At 70.3% G+C, this 19,285-nt stretch carries 18 protein-coding genes; all 18 read right to left on the bottom strand.

Annotated features, from left to right (window positions below):
• Positions 1-147: 147 nt before the first annotated feature.
• On the bottom strand, positions 148-522 hold the full coding sequence (locus ACU6P3_RS24005) for a F0F1 ATP synthase subunit epsilon (RefSeq protein ID WP_030749181.1): 375 nt from the start codon (positions 520-522) through the stop codon (positions 148-150).
• 133 nt (positions 523-655) lie between these two features.
• Positions 656-2,098: a F0F1 ATP synthase subunit beta gene (gene atpD, locus ACU6P3_RS24000; protein ID WP_344268511.1), complete on the bottom strand. Its 1,443-nt coding sequence runs from the start codon at positions 2,096-2,098 to the stop codon at positions 656-658.
• The gene (locus ACU6P3_RS23995) at positions 2,098-3,015 is read right to left on the bottom strand and encodes a F0F1 ATP synthase subunit gamma (RefSeq protein WP_447194059.1); all 918 of its coding nucleotides are present in this window, start codon (positions 3,013-3,015) and stop codon (positions 2,098-2,100) included. Before ACU6P3_RS23995 ends, atpD begins: the two co-directional genes overlap by 1 nt.
• A gap of 20 nt (positions 3,016-3,035) precedes the next feature.
• Positions 3,036-4,631: a F0F1 ATP synthase subunit alpha gene (atpA, locus tag ACU6P3_RS23990; protein ID WP_447194058.1), complete on the bottom strand. Its 1,596-nt coding sequence runs from the start codon at positions 4,629-4,631 to the stop codon at positions 3,036-3,038.
• Between the two features lie 197 nt (positions 4,632-4,828).
• Positions 4,829-5,644 carry a F0F1 ATP synthase subunit delta gene (locus ACU6P3_RS23985; protein ID WP_344268502.1) on the bottom strand — a complete coding sequence of 272 codons (816 nt, stop codon included), beginning with the start codon at positions 5,642-5,644 and terminating at the stop codon, positions 4,829-4,831.
• On the bottom strand, positions 5,641-6,195 hold the full coding sequence (locus ACU6P3_RS23980) for a F0F1 ATP synthase subunit B (RefSeq protein WP_030749167.1): 555 nt from the start codon (positions 6,193-6,195) through the stop codon (positions 5,641-5,643). The genes ACU6P3_RS23985 and ACU6P3_RS23980 overlap by 4 nt, the downstream gene beginning before the upstream one ends.
• Before the next feature lie 41 nt (positions 6,196-6,236).
• Positions 6,237-6,482, bottom strand: a complete 246-nt coding sequence (atpE, locus tag ACU6P3_RS23975; RefSeq protein ID WP_030749165.1) for an ATP synthase F0 subunit C — start codon at positions 6,480-6,482, stop codon at positions 6,237-6,239.
• 73 nt (positions 6,483-6,555) lie between these two features.
• Positions 6,556-7,374, bottom strand: coding sequence for a F0F1 ATP synthase subunit A (gene atpB / locus ACU6P3_RS23970; protein ID WP_514414738.1), 819 nt, complete (start codon positions 7,372-7,374; stop codon positions 6,556-6,558).
• 228 nt (positions 7,375-7,602) lie between these two features.
• Entirely contained in the window at positions 7,603-8,040 is a 438-nt protein-coding gene (locus ACU6P3_RS23965; RefSeq protein ID WP_447194057.1) for a Cg1360 family ATP-synthase-associated protein, read from the bottom strand.
• A 273-nt stretch (positions 8,041-8,313) separates the two neighbouring features.
• The gene (locus ACU6P3_RS23960; protein ID WP_447194056.1) at positions 8,314-9,696 is read right to left on the bottom strand and encodes an MraY family glycosyltransferase; all 1,383 of its coding nucleotides are present in this window, start codon (positions 9,694-9,696) and stop codon (positions 8,314-8,316) included.
• A 200-nt stretch (positions 9,697-9,896) separates the two neighbouring features.
• Complete coding sequence (gene glyA, locus ACU6P3_RS23955) at positions 9,897-11,204, bottom strand: serine hydroxymethyltransferase (protein WP_447194055.1); 1,308 nt, start codon at positions 11,202-11,204, stop codon at positions 9,897-9,899.
• A 117-nt stretch (positions 11,205-11,321) separates the two neighbouring features.
• Positions 11,322-12,038, bottom strand: a complete 717-nt coding sequence (locus ACU6P3_RS23950) for an arsenate reductase/protein-tyrosine-phosphatase family protein (RefSeq protein WP_447194054.1) — start codon at positions 12,036-12,038, stop codon at positions 11,322-11,324.
• A complete protein-coding gene (locus tag ACU6P3_RS23945) occupies positions 12,035-12,682 on the bottom strand; it encodes an L-threonylcarbamoyladenylate synthase (protein ID WP_344268484.1) in 648 nt (215 codons plus the stop codon). Before ACU6P3_RS23945 ends, ACU6P3_RS23950 begins: the two co-directional genes overlap by 4 nt.
• A gap of 137 nt (positions 12,683-12,819) precedes the next feature.
• Positions 12,820-13,659: a peptide chain release factor N(5)-glutamine methyltransferase gene (gene prmC / locus ACU6P3_RS23940; protein ID WP_199814100.1), complete on the bottom strand. Its 840-nt coding sequence runs from the start codon at positions 13,657-13,659 to the stop codon at positions 12,820-12,822.
• 231 nt (positions 13,660-13,890) lie between these two features.
• Positions 13,891-14,970 carry a peptide chain release factor 1 gene (gene prfA, locus ACU6P3_RS23935; RefSeq protein WP_447194053.1) on the bottom strand — a complete coding sequence of 360 codons (1,080 nt, stop codon included), beginning with the start codon at positions 14,968-14,970 and terminating at the stop codon, positions 13,891-13,893.
• 118 nt (positions 14,971-15,088) lie between these two features.
• Entirely contained in the window at positions 15,089-15,313 is a 225-nt protein-coding gene (gene rpmE / locus ACU6P3_RS23930) for a 50S ribosomal protein L31 (RefSeq protein WP_030753907.1), read from the bottom strand.
• Positions 15,314-15,462: 149 nt separating this feature from the next.
• On the bottom strand, positions 15,463-16,563 hold the full coding sequence (locus ACU6P3_RS23925) for an LCP family protein (protein WP_447194052.1): 1,101 nt from the start codon (positions 16,561-16,563) through the stop codon (positions 15,463-15,465).
• Between the two features lie 392 nt (positions 16,564-16,955).
• The gene (gene rho / locus ACU6P3_RS23920) at positions 16,956-18,995 is read right to left on the bottom strand and encodes a transcription termination factor Rho (protein ID WP_447194051.1); all 2,040 of its coding nucleotides are present in this window, start codon (positions 18,993-18,995) and stop codon (positions 16,956-16,958) included.
• Between the last annotated feature and the right edge of the window lie 290 nt (positions 18,996-19,285).

The raw sequence follows: 19,285 nt of genomic DNA, 5'->3' as shown, positions 1-19,285 counted from the left end.
CCTCGTCCACGTACCGAACAGGAACCGCACCTCCATCGCCTCAGCCGCGACCCGGTCCGGACGAGTCCGGAACGAGCCGCGGCTGAGGACGCCGCACGCCCCGGGCGGACCCGGGCCGTACGGCGGTAACGCTATCGGCGCCGTGCGCTAACGCACCGCCACCGCACGCAGCCGGACGTCGGCGCGCCGCTCCGCGGCGTCGTCGTCACCCGACTTGGCGCGCTCCAGCGCACGCTCGGCGCGCTGGGTGTCGATCTCATCCGCCAGCTCGGCGATCTCCGCGAGCAGCGACAGCTTGTTGTCCGCGAACGAGAGGAAACCGCCGTGCACCGCGGCCACGACCGTCCCACCGTCGCTCGTACGAATGGTCACCGGGCCCGACTCCAGCACACCGAGCAGCGGCTGGTGACCGGGCATGACGCCGATGTCGCCGGACGTGGTGCGCGCGACGACCAGGGTGGCCTCGCCGGACCACACACTGCGGTCCGCGGCGACCAGCTCGACATGCAGCTCAGCAGCCAAGGGTGGCTCCTCGGGTCACCACCCGGCCGTTTCGCCGGGTGTTGGGATTGATTCTATGGGGTGTCGTCGGGTGCGTCGGAGGGGGGCGGGTTGCGACCCGCCCCCCTCCTCGGAACGCGACGGAACGCGGCGGTCAGGAGACGCCGAGCTCCTTGGCGTTGGCCTTGAGGTCCTCAATGCCACCGCACATGAAGAACGCCTGCTCGGGGAAGTGGTCGTACTCGCCGTCGCAGATCGCGTTGAACGCGGCGATCGACTCGTCGAGCGGCACGTCCGAGCCGTCCACGCCGGTGAACTGCTTGGCGACGTGGGTGTTCTGCGACAGGAAGCGCTCCACGCGACGGGCCCGGTGGACGACGAGCTTGTCCTCCTCGCCGAGCTCGTCGATACCGAGGATCGCGATGATGTCCTGGAGGTCCTTGTACTTCTGCAGGATCCCCTTGACGCGGGTGGCCGCCTCGTAGTGGTCCTGCGCGATGTACCGCGGGTCCAGGATCCGGGACGTGGAGTCCAGCGGGTCCACGGCCGGGTAGATGCCCTTCTCCGAGATCGGACGGGAGAGCACCGTCGTCGCGTCGAGGTGGGCGAAGGTGGTGGCCGGGGCCGGGTCGGTCAGGTCGTCCGCGGGGACGTAGATCGCCTGCATCGAGGTGATCGAGTGACCGCGGGTCGAGGTGATGCGCTCCTGGAGCAGACCCATCTCGTCGGCCAGGTTCGGCTGGTAGCCCACCGCGGACGGCATGCGGCCGAGCAGCGTGGACACCTCGGAGCCGGCCTGGGTGTACCGGAAGATGTTGTCGATGAAGAAGAGCACGTCCTGCTTCTGGACATCGCGGAAGTACTCCGCCATGGTCAGACCGGCCAGGGCGACGCGGAGACGGGTCCCCGGCGGCTCGTCCATCTGGCCGAAGACGAGCGCCGTCTTGTCGATGACGCCGGACTCGGTCATCTCCTCGATGAGGTCGTTGCCCTCACGGGTACGCTCACCGACGCCCGCGAACACCGACACACCGTCGTGGTTGTTGGCGACGCGGTAGATCATCTCCTGGATCAGCACGGTCTTGCCGACACCGGCACCACCGAACAGACCGATCTTGCCGCCCTTGACGTACGGGGTCAGCAGGTCGATGACCTTGACGCCGGTCTCGAACATCTCGGTCTTCGACTCGAGCTGGTCGAAGGTCGGGGCGGAGCGGTGGATCGCCCAGCGCTCGGTGACCTCGGCCGTCGCCTCGGGCTTGTTCAGGATCTCACCGAGGGTGTTGAACACCTTGCCCTTGGTGATCTCGCCGACCGGGACCGTGATGCCGTCGCCGGTGTCCGTCACCGGGGCCTGGCGGACCAGACCGTCGGTGGGCTGCATGGAGATGGCGCGGACCAGGCCGTCACCCAGGTGCTGGGCGACCTCCAGGGTCAGCGTCTTGAGCTTGCCGTCCTCGGCCGGGTCGGCCACCTCGACGGTCAGCGCGTTGTAGATGTCGGGCATCGCGTCGACGGGGAACTCCACGTCGACGACCGGGCCGATGACCCGGGCGACGCGGCCCGTGGCTACGGCCGTCTCAACTGTCGTCGTCATTACCTGTCACTCCCCGCGGTCGCGTCGGCCAGGGCGCTGGCGCCACCGACGATCTCGCTGATTTCCTGGGTGATTTCGGCCTGGCGGGCCGCGTTGGCGAGCCGGGAGAGCGTCTTGATGAGCTCTCCGGCGTTGTCGGTCGCCGACTTCATCGCGCGGCGGGTGGCCGCGTGCTTGGAGGCGGCGGCCTGGAGCAGCGCGTTGTAGATCCGGCTCTCGACGTAGCGCGGCAGCAGGGCGTCGAGGACGTCCTCCGCCGACGGCTCGAAGTCGAACAGCGGAAGGATCTCGCCCTTCGTGCCACTCTCCTCCGCCGCCTCGTCGAGGCTGAGCGGCAGCAGCCGGTTCTGGACCGGCGTCTGCGTCATCATCGAGATGAACTCGGTGAAGACGATGTGGAGCTCGTCCACGCCGCCCTCGGCCGTCTCCCGCTCGATCGCCGCGATCAGCGGCTCCGCGACCCGCTTGGCGTCCGCGTACGTCGGGTTGTCGGTGAACCCGCCCCACGAGTCCGCGACCGCGCGCTCGCGGAAGCTGTAGTACGCGACACCCTTGCGGCCGACGATGTACGTGTCGACCTCCTTGCCCTCGCCGCGCAGCCGCTCGGTGAGCTGCTCCGCGGACTTGATGGCGTTCGAGGAGTAGCCGCCGGCCAGACCGCGGTCGCTCGTGATGAGCAGGACCGCGGCCCGGGACGGGGACGCCGCCTCGGTGGTGAGCGGGTGCTTGGTCGCCGATCCCGTCGCCACCGCGGTGACCGCGCGGGTCAGCTCGGTGGCGTACGGGGTGGAGGCCGCCACCTGGCGCTGCGCCTTGACGATGCGCGAGGCGGCGATCATCTCCATCGCCTTGGTGATCTTCTTGGTCGCGGTGACGGATTTGATGCGACGCTTGTAGACCCGGAGCTGGGCTCCCATGAGTCAGGTCCCTTCCGTCGTCACTTCGAGGCGTTGGCGGCCGGCGCGTCGTCGCCCAGGAGCTTGCCGTCCGACGTCTCGAACTGACGCTTGAAGGCGGCGACGGCGTCGCCGATGGCCGTGATCGTGTCGTCCGACATCTTGGCGCCCTCGGCGATGCTGGTGAGCAGTTCCTTGCGCTCGCGGCGCAGGTTCTCCAGCAGTTCGCTCTCGAAGCGGCGGATGTCCTCGACGGGGACGTCGTCCATCTTGCCGGTGGTGCCGGCCCAGATGGAGACGACCTGCTCCTCCACCGGGTACGGCGAGTACTGCGGCTGCTTCAGCAGCTCGACCATGCGCTTGCCGCGCTCCAGCGACGCCTTGGAGGCCGCGTCCAGGTCGGAGCCGAAGGACGCGAACGCCTCCAGCTCGCGGTACTGGGCGAGGTCCACGCGCAGTCGGCCGGAGACCTGCCGCATGGCCTTGTGCTGGGCGGAACCACCGACGCGGGAGACCGAGATACCGACGTTCAGCGCGGGCCGCTGGCCGGCGTTGAACAGGTCGGACTCCAGGAAGCACTGGCCGTCGGTGATGGAGATGACGTTGGTCGGGATGAACGCCGACACGTCGTTGGCCTTCGTCTCGACGATCGGCAGACCCGTCATCGAACCGGCGCCCAGGTCGTCGGAGAGCTTGGCGCAGCGCTCCAGCAGACGCGAGTGCAGGTAGAAGACGTCACCCGGGTAGGCCTCACGGCCCGGCGGGCGACGCAGCAGCAGGGAGACGGCGCGGTAGGCGTCGGCCTGCTTCGAGAGGTCGTCGAAGATGATGAGGACGTGCTTGCCCTGGTACATCCAGTGCTGGCCGATGGCCGAACCGGTGTACGGGGCGAGGTACTTGAAGCCGGCCGGGTCGGACGCGGGGGCGGCGACGATCGTCGTGTACTCCAGCGCGCCGGACTCCTCCAGGGCGCCGCGTACGGACGCGATGGTGGAGCCCTTCTGGCCGATGGCGACGTAGATGCAGCGGACCTGCTTCTTGGGGTCGCCCGAGCGCCAGTTCTCGCGCTGGTTGATGATCGTGTCGACGGCCAGGGCGGTCTTGCCGGTCTGGCGGTCACCGATGATCAGCTGACGCTGGCCACGGCCGATCGGCACCATGGAGTCGACGGCCTTGTAGCCGGTCTGCATCGGCTCGTGCACGGACTTACGGACCATGACGCCCGGAGCCTGGAGCTCGAGGGCGCGGCGGCCTTCGGTCTCGATCTCGCCGAGACCGTCGATCGGGTTGCCGAGCGGGTCGACGACGCGACCCAGGTATCCCTCGCCGACAGCGACGGAGAGGACCTCGCCGGTACGGGTGACCGACTGCCCCTCCTCGATGCCGTTGAACTCACCGAGGACGATCGAACCGATCTCGCGCTCCTCGAGGTTGAGGGCGAGACCCAGGGTGCCGTCCTCGAACTTCAGCAGCTCGTTCGCCATGGCCGAGGGCAGTCCCTCGACCTTCGCGATGCCGTCGCCGGCCACGCTGACCGTACCGACCTCCTCGCGCGAGGCCGCGTCCGGCTTGTACGACTGGACGAAGGTGTCCAGCGCGTCCCGGATCTCCTCCGGCCGGATCGTGAGCTCCGCCATCTGGGTTCCCTGCTCTCCTTGTTGGGCCCGAAGTTTCTTTGGGGGTCTGGGGGTGACCCCAGGAATCTTCTGCAATCTCTGCACGGCCCAACCGGGCCGCTGTCTTGCCGTATTTCTGTTGCCTGCCGGTGTCCGCCGGTCCGGGCCCGCTCGCGATCCCGTGCCGTGCGCCGTCGGCGCCGTACGTCCGTGTGCCGTCAGCCCGCCAGCCGCCGGGTCGCCTCGTCGAGGCGCTCCGCGACCGTGCCGTTGATGACCTCGTCACCGACGCGGACCGAGATCCCGCCGAGGACCTCGGGGTCCACGTCCAGGTTCAGGTGCATCGGGTGGCCGTACAGCTTCGACAGGGCGGCGCCGAGGCGCTGCTTCTGCCGGTCGGTGAGCGGCACCGCCGACGTGACGACGGCGACCAGCCGGTTCCGGCGCGCCGCGGCGAGCCGGGACAGGGCCTGCAGGCCCGCTTCCAGGCTACGTCCCCGCGGCCGCGTCACAAGACGCTCGACCAGGCGTTCGGTGGCCGGGTTCGCGCGCCCGCCGAGGAGGTCCCTCAGCAGGCCGGTCTTGGCGGCCGACGTCGCCGACCGGTCGGTCAGCGCGGAGCGCAGCTCGGGGCTGGACTCGACGATCCGGCCGAACCGGAAGAGCTCGTCCTCCACGTCGTCCAGCGCGCCGACCCGCTCGGCCTGCGTCAGCTCGGCGGTGGCGGACAGCTCCTCCGTCGAGTCGACCAGGTCGCGCGGCTGCGACCAGCGGGAGCGGACCATGCCGGCGACCAGGTCGACGGCCGTGCCGCCGACCTGTCCGGTCAGCAGCTGCCGCACCAGTTCGGCCTTGCGCTCGGCGGCCTGCGCCGGGTCGGTCAGGACCCGGCGCAGCGACACCTCGCGGTCGAGCAGCGCGGTGACGGCGGCCAGGTCCTCGGCGAGCCTCGCGGCGTCGGCCGAGGTGCTGTCGGTCAGCGCGTCGAGACGCTCACGCGCGGCGGCCAGTGCCTCGCGGCTCGCTCCGTTCATCGCGTGGCCTCGGCCTTCGATGCGCCGTCCTCGAGCTCGTCGAGGAAGCGGTCGATGGTGCGGCTCTGCCGGGCGTGGTCCTCCAGGGACTCACCGACCAGCTTGCCCGCCAGTTCGGTGGCGAGCCTGCCCACGTCCTGACGCAGCGCGCTGGCCGCGGCCTTGCGGTCGGCCTCGATCTGGGCGTGCGCGGCGGCGATGATCTCTTCCCGCTGCCGCTGCCCTTCCGCCTTCATCTCCTGGATGATGACGGTGCCCTGCTCGGTCGCCTCCTGGCGGAGCCGCGCGGCCTCGTGGCGGGCCTCGGCGAGCTGGGCCTTGTACTGCTCCAGGACGCTCTGCGCCTCGGTGCGGGCCTCCTCCGCCTTCTCGATGCCGCCCTCGATGGCCTCGCGGCGCTCGTCCAGAACCTTGCTGATGTTCGGGATGAGCTTCTTGGCGAGGAAGAAGAAGACGATGGCGAAGGCGATCAGCCCGACGAGGAGCTCCGGTCCGGGCGGGACGAGCGGGTTCTGCTGCTCCTCCGCCGCCAGGGTTACCAGCGCGTTCACATCAGTGCCTTTCGTCGTAATGGGCTATGAGTCCCAGAACGTCAGCTGCCGTAGACGAACGGCATGACGATGCCGATCAGCGCCAGCGCCTCACAGAAGGCGAAGCCGAGGATCTGGTTGGTACGGATCAGACCGGCGGCCTCGGGCTGACGGGCCAGGGCCTGGGTGCCGTTACCGAAGATGATGCCGACGCCGACGCCGGGGCCGATGGCCGAGAGGCCGTAACCGATGGAGCCGAGGGCCTTGAGGTCTCCGGAGACGGCGGCCAGGTTCGAGAGAGCGGACATGCCGGTTCTTCCTTCTCTTTCACGGACCGGTGGGGGTTGGCCACCGGACGACTGGAGGTGTGTGGGAGGGGGCTCAGTGGTGCTCGGCGAGCGCGCCCTGGAGGTAGGTGCAGGCCAGGAGGACGAACACGTACGCCTGGATGGCCTGGACGAAGAGCTCGAAGCCGATCATCGCCATGGTCATCACGAACGAGACGCCGGCGGCCGGGATCAACCAGCTGTTCAGCAGGTACCAGCTGGCGACGGTGAACATCACGAGCAGCAGGTGACCGGCGAACATGTTGGCGAAGAGCCGGACCATGTGCGTGAACGGCCGGACGAGGACGTTCGAGAAGAACTCGATGACCACGACGAGCGGCAGGACCGGGCCGAGCGACTTGTCGTAGCCGGTGACGTTCTTCAGGCCGCCGACGAAGCCGTGGCGCTTGAAGGTCACCGACATCCACATCAGGTAGACGATGATCGCGAGGCCGGCGGGGTAGGCGATGACGGACGCGACCGGGAACTGCGTCAGCGGCACGACCGACCAGATGTTCATGACCCAGACGAAGAAGAACAGGGAGACCATGAACGGGACGTACTTCTCGCCCTCGCGCTTGCCCATCGTCTCGTAGACGATGCCCTTGCGGACGAAGTCGAAGCCGGCCTCGCCGATCATCTGGATCTTGCCGGGCACCAGCTTCGGCTTGCTGAAGGCCATCCAGAAGAAGCCCACCACGACCAGCGAGGTCAGCAGCGCCAGCAGCATCGTCTTGTTGAAGTAGAAGCCGCCGGCCTCGAAGATCGGCTTGAATAGGAAGGAGTGCAGGCCCGGAGCCGGAAAGCCGCAGCCGTTATCGGCCATGATGCGGCAACTCCAGTCGAAGGCGAGCGTCGTCTGGTCAGCACTCACCGCGGGCTCCTTCAGCGTGGCGCATAGGTACGGCAACCTCGTTGTGTCGGTGCGGCGCACGGCCGCGGGTCGGCACCGGACAGGTCTTACAGGTGTGGGGGCGGCGGCTCTCGGGCTCCAAGCCTCGCGTGAGTACAGGCGTCAGCTCGGATGCCCGCGCCCGCAATGCCGCAGTTGGCACCGGACGATAGCAGTTTCCCGAACAGGCACTTATCCCGGCCCTACCTCTCACGCCGACGTTCCGGTCTTCTCGGCGCTCTTGGCCGTCGAGGACTCGGGTTCGACGTAAGCGATCTTGGCCGTCATGTGGGCGCGCGCCTGTGCGGCGACCCAGGCGACGGTGGCCGCGATCAGGGTGAAGGCGAAGGCCTTCGGGTGGAACAGCGTGGTGTCCTTGAACAGCGCCACGAAGATGAAGAGCAGCAGCAGCTGGGCGGTGTAGAGCATCAGCCCCATCGCCTGGAAGAGCTGCGGCAGCGACTTCGCCGTCCGCTGGAGCACCACCATCCCAATGCCCATGAACACGATGCACACCAGCGCGCCGACAACCGCGCCCAGAGCTCCCTTGCCGCCCGCCACGACCCCGCTGATCACGGCGGCGACAGCGCCGACGGCGGCAGTGGGCACGGCGGTGTGGAGGAGGTTCCGGACGTCGTTGGACGGCATGGCGGCAGCTCCGCTGAATGGGTGGGGCAGATGGTGTCGTCATGGACGAGCGTAGGCCCGGTCCGGGAGGAAGTTTCCCGGGCCAACGAACCGTCGTACACAAGTTCTTCGGCGTCGATGCCGGGCTTCGTGAACAGTATCACAAACTATTTGATGCGGACTTTACCATCGAGGTGTGCCAACCGTCACACATGAGGGTGATCCTGCGCGTGTGTGCGCCACGCAACGGAGAGTTGTGTGGTAGAGGGGCCTGCTGAGGCGTATGACCCTCACTCACGGGCGGGAGCCGGCCTTCCGGCGGTCGGGAAAACGCGAATGGGCGCTCAGGGCGGTCGCTCCGTTGACGCCCGCTGGAACATGTGTGTGCTCCCCGTGCGGCGCCCGGGGGGCTCCCGTCGCCACCTCGCCCGCGGCGACGGCCGCACCAGGCTCACCGGCCTCACCGGGCTCCTGGCACTCCTGGGCTTCCTGGCCCTCCAGCGGCCGTGCCCGGCGCCGGTAACGCGGCGGTACGAAGGGCTGCGCCCAGAGCGGCACCCGCGGTGTGAACCGCGGCAGCAGCAGGAGCACCAGGCCCACCGCGCTCAGCATGACGACGATCAGCAGGATCCACATCGACGCCGAGTGCACCGAGTACGCGACCACACCGAAGGCGATCAGCGCCGACCAGAAGTACATGATCAGCACGGACCTGCTGTGCGAGTGGCCGATCTCCAGCAGCCGGTGGTGCAGGTGGCCGCGGTCGGCGGCGAACGGCGACTTGCCGTTCCAGGTACGGCGCACGACGGCCAGCACCAGGTCCGCGAACGGGATCGCGATGATCGTCAGCGGCAGCAGCAGCGGGATGAACACCGGCAGCGCGGCGTGCGTGGCCTCCCGGCTCGACCCCTCGAAGACCTTCAGCGCGTCCAGGTCGACCTGGCCCGTCACCGAGATCGCGCCCGCGGCGAGCACCAGTCCGATCAGCATCGACCCCGAGTCGCCCATGAAGATCCGCCCGGGGTGCATGTTGTGCGGCAGGAAGCCCACGCACATGCCGATCAGAATGGCCGAGAACAGGGTGGCGGGGGCGGCCGCCTCGATCCCGTAGCCGTACCAGATCCGGTACGTGTACAGGAAGAACGCGGCGGCGGCGATGCACACCATCCCGGCGGCGAGGCCGTCGAGACCGTCCACGAAGTTCACCGCGTTGATGGTGATCACCACCAGCGCGACCGTGAGCAGGGTGCCCTGCCAGTCGGTCAGCGAGACCATCCCGACGCCGGGCACCGGGATCCACAGGATCGTCAGACCCTGCATCACCATCACACCGGCGGCGATCATCTGCGCGCCCAGCTTGATCAGGGCGTCGATCTCGAACTTGTCGTCCAGGACGCCGACCAGCCAGATCAGCGCGGCACCCGAGAGCAGCGCGCGGGGCTCGTTGGAGAGCTCGAAGACCCCGTTGAGGTTCTGCAGGTGGTCCGCGACCAGCAGTCCGGCGCACAGCCCGAAGAACATGGCGATGCCACCGAGCCGCGGTGTCGGTTCATGGTGCACGTCTCGGGCGCGGATCTCCGGCATCGCTCCGGTCGCGATGGCGAACTTACGCACCGGGCCGGTCAGCAGATAGGTCACCGCAGCCGTCACGCAGAGCGTCAGCAGGTAATCACGCACGGGCTGCCCCACAGGAATCGCTGGCCATCTCAGCCCCACACCCTAGCCCGCGCGGGAGCCCCGGTCGGATTCGGAGTCACCATATGAACGAGATATCAAAGAGGACGAGTGGCCGAAGAGCTTGGTTGCACGTCTTCCCGGCCACGCCCTTGGCATACGGGAACATCCGGCCGTACTGACGCGACGGCCCGCTCGGCCCTTCAGGGAACCCTTCCATACGGCGGGAAATGCCCCACCAGCTCACGCACCTCGGCACGGACGCCATACGCGTCCTCACCGTCCGCACGCAGCGCCGCGACGAAGAGGGCAGCGATTCGCGCCATTTCCGTCTCCGTCATGCCCTGGGTGGTCACGGCGGCGGTGCCGAGCCGGACGCCCCGGCCGGACGCCCCGGTCGCCTCCGGCAGCGCACAGGTGTCCAGCACCAGCCCGGCGGTCGCGAGCCGGCCACGGGCCGCCCGCGCGTCCACCCCCAGGGGTGACGGGTCGGCGGCGATCAGATGGGTGTCCGTACCACCGGTGGTGATGCGTACGCCCTCCGCCGCCAGCGCGGCGGCGAGCGCGCGGGCGTTGGCCACGACCTGGTGCGCGTACGCCGTGAACGCCGGTGTGGCCGCCTCACCGAAGCCGACGGCCTTGGCGGCGATCGTGTGCATCTGCGCGCCGCCCTGGGTGAACGGGAACACCGCGCGGTCCACCCGGGCCGCGTACTGCTCCGCGCACAGGATCATCCCGCCCCGCGGCCCGCGCAGCACCTTGTGCGTCGTCGCGCACACCAGGTCCGCGTACGGCACGGGGTTGGGCGCGGCTCCCCCGGCGACCAGGCCGATCGGGTGCGCGGCGTCCGCGATCAGGTACGCGCCCACGTCGTCCGCGATCGCCCGGAACGCCGCGTAGTCGATGTGGCGCGGGTACGAGATGGATCCGCAGACGAGCGCCTTGGGCCGGTGGGCGCGCGCCAGGGCGTGGACCCGGTCGTAGTCGATGAGGCCGCTGACCGGGTCGACGCCGTACCCGACGAAGTCGAACCACCGCCCGGAGAAGTTCACCTGCGCCCCGTGTGTGAGGTGCCCGCCGTAGGGCAGCCCCATGGCCAGCACCGTGTCCCCCGGCCGCAGCAGCGCGGCGTAGGCGGCCAGCACGGCGGAGGAGCCGGAGTGCGGCTGCACATTGGCGTGCTCGGCCCCGAACAGCGCGCTCGCCCGGCGCACGGCGACGCGCTCGGCCGCGTCGACGAGCTCGCAGCCGCCGTGGTGGCGGGCGCCGGGATAGCCCTCGGCGTACTTGTTGGCGAGGGGTGAACCGAGGGCCGCGAGGACGGCGGGCGAGGTGAAGTTCTCGGCGGCGATGAGCTGGAGGCCCTCCGCCTGCCGGTGCGCCTCCCCGAGGATGATTTCGGCCATCTCCGGATCCGCCCGCAGCAACAGGTCCGCGCCGGCCGGGCCGCCCGGCGGACGGGGGCCGGCGGGGGCGTCGGGAGGGGCGCTGGCGGGGCTGACGACCGGCATGGCGAACTCCGGACCTCGGGAGGTACTTGCCATCCAATGTAGGCGCGCCGGAGCCGCGCCGCGCGGCCGTACCCCGTGGGACGCGGCCGGGCCGCGCGCCTGCCCGGCGGGAGCCCGTCAGGCCGCCGGGACGCCCGTCAGCGCCGTCACCACCGGGTCCAGCGCCTGGTGGATCTCGTCGCCGATGGACCGGAAGAACGTGATCGGCGCCCCGTACGGGTCGTACACCTCGTCCGCCTCCGGCGTCGGCGCCAGCAGCCACCCGCGCAGCGCCGCCGCCGCCCGTACCAGGGCGCGGGCGCGTTCGACCACGCCGTCGTCCAGCGGGTCCGGCAGCGTCGCCGGGTCTATGGCCCGTACCAGGCGCGTGAACTCCTTCAGCGTGAACGTGCGCAGCCCCGCCGAGTGCCCCATCGAGATCACCTGCGCGCGGTGGTCCCGGGTCGCGGTCAGGACCAGGTCCGCGCGGATCACGTGCTCGTCGAGCAGTTCGCGGCCGACGAAACCGGAGGCGTCCGCCCCGAAGTCGCCGAGGACGGTCTCCGCGTTGGCCTCCATGGGCGCGCCCTCGTGCCCCCAGGTGCCCGCGCTCTCCACGATCAGGCCGCCCGTGAGGCGTTCGCCGAGGCGCGCGCTCAGGGCATGCCGGTTCAGCCGCTCGGTGATCGGCGAGCGGCAGACGTTGCCGGTGCTGACGTGGAGGATGCGGAAGGTGTTTCCGGCGCCGGCGCCGGTACCGGTGGCGGTCCGGGTGGAGGCGTCGGCCCCGGCGCCGTGGTGCCCGGCGCCCGTGTGTGCTGTCTCCGCTATGCCACGCCCCTCAGGGGCGGTCAATTGGCCACCTCGAGGTCGGGTACCACCTTGCGCAGCTCCTCCGCGTCGATGGCCCCCGCGCGCAGCAGTACCGGCGCCCGGCCGGTCACGTCCACGATGGAGGAGGGCACGTTGCCGGGCGTCGGGCCGCCGTCGAGGTAGACGGAGACGGCGTCGCCGAGCATGTCCTGGGCGGCGTCGCAGTTCTCCGGCGCCGGGTGGCCGGTGAGGTTGGCGCTGGAGACGGCCATCGGGCCGAACTCGGTGAGCAGTTCGATGGCGACGGGGTGCAGCGGCATCCGGATCGCGACCGTGCCCCGGGTGTCGCCGAGGTCCCACTGGAGCGACGGCTGGTGCTTGGCGACCAGCGTCAGGGCGCCCGGCCAGAACGCGTCGACGAGTTCCCACGCCTGCTCCGAGAAGTCCGTGACCAGGCCGTGCAGGGTGTTCGGTGAGCCGATCAGGACGGGCGTGGGCATGTTGCGGCCCCGGCCCTTCGCGTCCAGCAGGTCGGCGACCGCCTCCGAGCTGAAGGCGTCCGCGCCGATCCCGTACACGGTGTCGGTGGGCAGGACGACCAGCTCGCCACGGCGTACGGCCGACACCGCCTCGCGCAGACCCGTGGAACGGTCGGTCGCGTCGTTGCAGTCGTATCGCCGTGCCATTTAACGGGCCTCCTCGTGCGTGTACACGGTGTAGGTGGTCGAGGTCGGGGTGCTCAAGGCGGAAGAAGAAACGGAAGGGGCGGGGGTGGACAGGGGTCGGCGGGAGAAGGGCGGGCCCGGGGCCGCGGGGGCGGCGCTCACGGCGTCGCCTTGCGCGCGGTCGCGAACCGGGGGCGCTTGTTCAGGTCCGGGTGGTCGGCCGCGTCCGCCCAGCCGGACTCCTCGTTGAAGATCCACGGCACCTGTCCGCCCTGCGTGTCCGCGTGCTCGATCACCACCAGTCCGCCCGGCCGGAGCAGCCGGTGCGCGGTGCGCTCGATGCCGCGGATCGTGTCCAGGCCGTCCTCCCCGGAGAAGAGCGCCATCTCCGGGTCGTGGTCACGGGCCTCGGGCGCCACGTACTCCCACTCGGTGAGCGGGATGTACGGCGGGTTGGAGATCACCAGGTCGACCTGGCCGTCGAACTCCGGCAGCGCGCTCAGCGCGTCGCCCTGGTGCACGGTGACCCGGGACCCCTCGGCGTTCTTCCGCGTCCACCGGAGCGCGTCCTCGGACAGCTCCACCGCGTGCACGCGCGAGCGCGGCACCTCCTGGGCCATGGCCAGCGCGATCGCGCCCGAGCCGGCGCACAGGTCCACGATCAGCGGCTCGACGACGTCCATGGCCCGTACGGCGTCTATGGCCCAGCCGACGACCGACTCGGTCTCCGGGCGCGGCACGAACACGCCGGGCCCCACCTGGAGCTCCAGGTAGCGGAAGAAGGCCCGCCCGGTGATGTGCTGGAGCGGCTCGCGGGCCTCGCGGCGGGCGACCGCCTCCCAGTACCGGGCGTCGAAGTCGCCGTCCTCGACGGTGTGCAGCTCGCCCCGCTTGACGCCGTGCACGTACGCGGCGAGCTCCTCCGCGTCGAAGCGCGGTGAGGGCACGCCCGCGTCGGCCAGCCGCTGGGTGGCCTGGGCCACCTCGGCGAGCAGCAGGCTGCGGGGGACGGTGCCTCGGCGGAGCCGCTGAAGGTCGCTGTGCCCACCGGAATGTGGCTGCACGCTGGTTCCTCCGGACTGCGAGTGACGGCGAGTGTGGGATGTGCGGGTGCTGCTTGCGCTGCGGATGCTACGGGTGGTGCCGGTGGACCGGGGAGGGTGCGGAGCGGTGCACGTGGCCCTGGTGAGGCCGGTGGTCCGGGCGGCTCCGTACCGTACCGCCGCCGCTCACTGCGCCGCGGCGAGCTTCGCGGCGGAGTCGGCGTCGACGCACGCCTGGATCACCGCGTCCAGGTCCCCATCGAGCACCTGGTCCAGGTTGTAGGACTTGAAGCCGACGCGGTGGTCCGAGATGCGGTTCTCCGGGAAGTTGTACGTACGGATCTTCTCGGACCGGTCGACGGTGCGGACCTGGCTGCGCCGGGCGTCGGCGGCCGACCGCTCCGCCTCCTCCTGCGCCGCCGCGAGGAGCCGCGAGCGCAGGATGCGCAGGGCCTGCTCCTTGTTCTGGAGCTGGCTCTTCTCGTTCTGGCAGGAGGCGACGACGCCGGTCGGCAGGTGCGTGATCCGGACGGCGGAGTCGGTGGTGTTGACGGACTGGCCGCCGGGCCCCGACGAGCGGTAGACGTCGATCCGCAGGTCGTTCGGGTTGATCTCGACGTCGATCTCCTCGGCCTCGGGGGTCACCAGGACCCCGGCGGCGGAGGTGTGGATGCGGCCCTGAGACTCGGTGGCGGGCACGCGCTGCACACGGTGCACCCCGCCCTCGTACTTCAGCCGCGCCCAGACGCCCTGCCCCGGCTCCGTGGCGCCGTTGCCGCCCTTGGTCTTCACCGCGACCTGGACGTCCTTGTAGCCGCCCAGCTCGGACTCCGTGGCGTCGATGATCTCGGTCTTCCAGCCGACGCGCTCGGCGTAGCGCAGGTACATGCGCAGCAGGTCGCCGGCGAACAGGGCGGACTCGTCGCCGCCCGCGCCCGCCTTGACCTCCAGGATCACGTCCTTGTCGTCGCTCGGGTCGCGCGGGACGAGCAGCAGGCGGAGCTTCTCGGTCAGCTCCTCGCGCTCCTTCTCCAGCGTCTTGACCTCGGCCGCGAAGTCGGGGTCGGCGGCGGCGAACTCGCGGGCCGTCCCGATGTCGTCGCCCGCCTGCCGCCAGGCGCGGTATGTGGCGACGATCGGCGTCAGCTCCGCGTACCGCTTGTTGAGCTTGCGCGCGTGCGCCTGGTCGGCGTGGACCGACGGATCGGCGAGCCTGCGCTCCAGGTCGGCGTGTTCACCGACCAGTTCCTCGACCGCCTCGAACATCGGGGGCTCCTGGGTTCGTACGAAGGTGCTGCGGAGGGAGTATTTCCCACGACCACGCCAAAGCGCCGGTCTCGGCGCCCCGGGGAACGGGGCGCCGAGGACCGGCGCGGGCGGCTCGCTACTTCTTGCCGGAGCCGGCGGCCTTGCCGAAGCGGGCCTCGAAGCGGGCCACGCGGCCACCGGTGTCGAGGATCTTCTGCTTGCCCGTGTAGAACGGGTGGCACTCGGAGCACAGGTCGGCGCGGATGGTGCCGCTCTCGATGGTGCTCCGGGTGGTGAACGACGCGCCGCAGGTGCAGCTGACCTGGGTCTCGACGTACGCGGGGTGGATGTCGCGCTTCAAGGGATTCTCCTAGTTCCGGGAGGGCTCCGGGTCGCACGCGCCGTGTTGCGCGTACGTGAACCGGGACCGACGTACCAGTCTGCCAGGACCGGCCGTATCTCCCAAAACGGGGGGACGCCCGGAGATATTCCACCCGGCTCGGGCCGTCCTCAGTGCTCCTTCACCACCTGGCTCGCGCTGCCCTTGTCACCGGCCGAGTTCTTGACGGCCGAGGCCGGAACCGGCCGGTCGGCGCGCAGGGCGGACCAGACCCGCTGGGACGCCGCGTCGAGCGGCAGCACGCGGTTGGGGTCGTTCGGGTCGTAGCGCACCGGCATCGTGACCATCTGGACGTCATGGGGCCCGAGGTCCTTGAGGCCGCCCGCGAAGCCCACCAGCTTGTCGACCGAGTCGAGCTGGGAATCGGGGGTGACGGCGGTGGTGGCGGTGTTCGCGAGATCGTAGAGCTTCTTGGGGTTGCTGAATACGCCGACGCTTCTGACCTGGTCGATCAGGGCCTTGACGAACGCCTGCTGGAGCTGGATCCGGCCGAGGTCGCTGCCGTCGCCGACGCCGTGCCGGGTCCGTACCAGCCCGAGGGCCTGCTCGCCGTCGAGCGTGTGGGTGCCGGGGGCGAGCTTCAGGTGGCTGTTGGGGTCGTCGATGGCCCGCGTGGTGGTGATCTTCACACCGCCGAGCTGCGTGACGAGCTTCTTGAAGCCGGTGAAGTCGACCTCGATGTAGTGGTCCATCCGGATGCCGGACATGGACTCGACGGCCTTCACGGCGCAGGCCGGGCCGCCGACCTCGTACGCCGTGTTGAACATGGCCTCCCGCTGTCCCGGCACGGTCTTGCCGTCCGCGTCCGTGCAGGCGGGCCGGTCGATCAGGGTGTCGCGCGGTACGGAGACGACGCTGGCCTTCTTGTGGCCCTCGTAGACGTGCACGATCATCGCCGTGTCGGAGCGGGCGCCGCCGCCGTCCCGGCCGTACCGGGCGTTCGCGCCGGCGCGTGAGTCCGAGCCGAGGACCAGGATGTCCTGGGAGCCGTTGTCGGCGTCCGCCGGGCGGTCCCCGCCGAGCTGGGCGTTGATGTCGATGCCCTTCAGGTTGCCGTCGAGCTTGGCGTAGACGTAACCGAGCCCGGATCCGCCGACGAGTATCAGGCCCGCCACCGACCAGGCCACGACGGTGGTCACACGTCGGCGCCTGCTGGGCGTCCTGCGGCGCTTGCCGCCGCCGTTTATTCGGCCGCTGATCCGCTGGCTCATGGTCTCCCTCAGTCCGTGGTCCGGTCCGGCTGCCTCCTGTCGTGGTGGTGAGGCGGGCTCCGTCACCTCGTGTACAGACAGTGAAGCATCAGGCAGCGTGGCACAGCACCCTGAACGGCTCCTGAGCGTCCGCGTACGCGGCGCTGTCCGGCCACTGGCGGCCGTTTCCGTCCTCACCTGCGCTTTTGTCCGTACGGACCGCTCAGTGGCGCCCCCGCGGCCGTCCTCGGCCTGTGGCAAAGGTCTCGGCGGCGGGCGAACGATGACGTAGAGGGCATAAGGGTCCCTTAAGGGACGCGGGAACGACGAACCGCCCCGGCGCGCGCTGCGCCGGGGCGGTTCGGGTGCGGGTTCCGCTGTCGCCGTACGCACCGTACGGCGACAGCCCCGCCTCAGTCGTTGCCGTTGTTCCCGTTGCCGACGCCGGGCGTCGTCTTCTGGATCTGGAGCAGGAACTCCGCGTTCGACTTCGTCTGCTTCATCTTGTCCAGCAGGAGCTCGATCGCCTGCTGCTGGTCGAGCGCGTGCAGCACCCTGCGCAGCTTCCAGACGATGGCCAGCTCGTCGCCGGCGAGCAGGATCTCCTCCTTGCGGGTGCTGGACGCGTCCACGTCCACCGCCGGGAAGATGCGCTTGTCCGAGAGCTTCCGGTCGAGCCTGAGCTCCATGTTGCCGGTGCCCTTGAACTCCTCGAAGATCACCTCGTCCATGCGCGAGCCGGTCTCGACGAGCGCGGTGGCCAGGATGGTCAGCGAGCCGCCGTCCTCGATGTTGCGCGCGGCGCCGAAGAAGCGCTTGGGCGGGTACAGCGCGGTCGAGTCGACACCGCCGGACAGGATGCGCCCGGAGGCCGGGGCCGCCAGGTTGTACGCACGGCCCAGGCGGGTGATGGAGTCCAGCAGGACGACCACGTCGTGGCCCAGCTCCACCAGGCGCTTGGCGCGCTCGATGGCCAGTTCGGCGACCGTCGTGTGGTCCTCGGCCGGGCGGTCGAAGGTCGAGGAGATGACCTCGCCCTTGACCGACCGCTGCATGTCGGTGACCTCTTCCGGCCGCTCGTCGACGAGGACGACCATCAGGTGGCACTCGGGGCTGTTGACCGTGATCGCGTTGGCGATGGACTGCAGGATCATGGTCTTGCCGGTCTTGGGCGGGGCCACGATCAGACCGCGCTGGCCCTTGCCGATCGGGGCGACCAGGTCGATGATCCGCGTGGTCAGCACGCCCGGGTCGGTCTCCAGCCGGAGCCGTTCCTGCGGGTAGAGCGGGGTCAGCTTCTGGAACTCCGGGCGGCCGCGGCCGCTTTCGGGCGCCATCCCGTTGACGGAGTCCAGCCGCACCAGCGCGTTGAACTTCTCGCGGCGCTCGCCCTCCTTGGGCTGGCGCACGGCGCCGGTGACGTGGTCACCCTTGCGCAGGCCGTTCTTGCGGACCTGGGCGAGGGAGACGTAGACGTCGTTCGGGCCCGGCAGGTAACCGGAGGTGCGGATGAACGCGTAGTTGTCGAGGATGTCGAGGATGCCCGCGACGGGGATCAGCACATCGTCCTCGGCGACCTGCGGCTCGGGGCCGAACTCGTCACGGCCGCGGCGCCCGCGGCGGTCGCGGTAACGGCCGCGCCGGCCGCGCCGGCCGCCGCCGTCCTCGTCGAAGTCGTCCTGCGCGTTCTGCTGCCCGCGACCGCCCTGCCGGCCGCCGCCCTGCTGCTGGCCGCCCTGCTGGTCGTCGCCCTTGCCCCGGCCGCGCTGCCGGTCCCTGCGCTCGCCGCGGTCCCGGCCGCCCTGGCCGTCGCGCTCGCCCCGCTGGCCGCGGTCCTGGCGGTCGCCGCGCCGGCCCTCGCCGTCGCCCCGCTCGGGTGCGGCGACAGCGGACTCGGCCTTGGTGTCGGGCTGCGCCTCGACCTTGACGTCACCGGCGGCCTCGGCCCGGCCCTCGGCCTTGGACTCGGGGCTGCCCGCCTGGGCGGTGGCCCGACGGCGGCGGCGCTCGCCCGTGGGCTGGTCGTCGCTGGCCGGCTGACCGGGGATGTCGATCTGCTGCTGTGCGGTGGCCTGCTGCTCCTGCTCCGCGACCTGGTGCTCGCCGGCCTTCTTCTCGGCGGCTTCACCCGTACGGGCCTTGGAGGTTGCGCGCCGCTTCGGCTTGGCGGCGCCGTCCTCGGAGCCGCCGGCCGCCTCGCTCTTCGGCGCGGCGGAGGCTCCGGCCTGGGCCTCCTTGATGACCTCGATCAGCTGGCTCTTGCGCATCCGCGCGGTGCCCCTGATCCCGAGGCCGGACGCGACCTGCTGAAGCTCGGCCAGGACCATGCCCTCGAGGCCGGTGCCGGAGCGGCGGCGCCGTGCGGTGGTGCCAGTGGCAGCACCTGCGGCGGGCGCGGAATTGTCGACGTTGCTGTCGGCAGTCACGCCCATCAGATCGGTGGTGTCGCTCACGAAGGGTCCTTCCCTGGAGCGGACGTCGGCCTTCTGGCTCGGCGACCGGTTGTGCTGTCCGACGGCGATCCCATCTTGTGGACCGTGCCGGGGCGGTGGTCCCGCCGGGTACGGCGGAGAAACATGCGTACGTGCCATGGGTTCCGGCCCGAGATCCCCCTGCTCGGCCCTCCGCTGGGACAGAACGGGGGGTGTCGTGCCGGTTCCGGTGCGTGCTCAAAACTGCTCAGGCAGGCTGCACAGGCAGTTGAGGAGGCTCCCGGAAGAAGGGTGGTCCCGAATCGGGACAC

The organism is Streptomyces hebeiensis (assembly GCF_052983195.1).
This window is presented reverse-complemented; position numbering and strand designations above follow the sequence as displayed.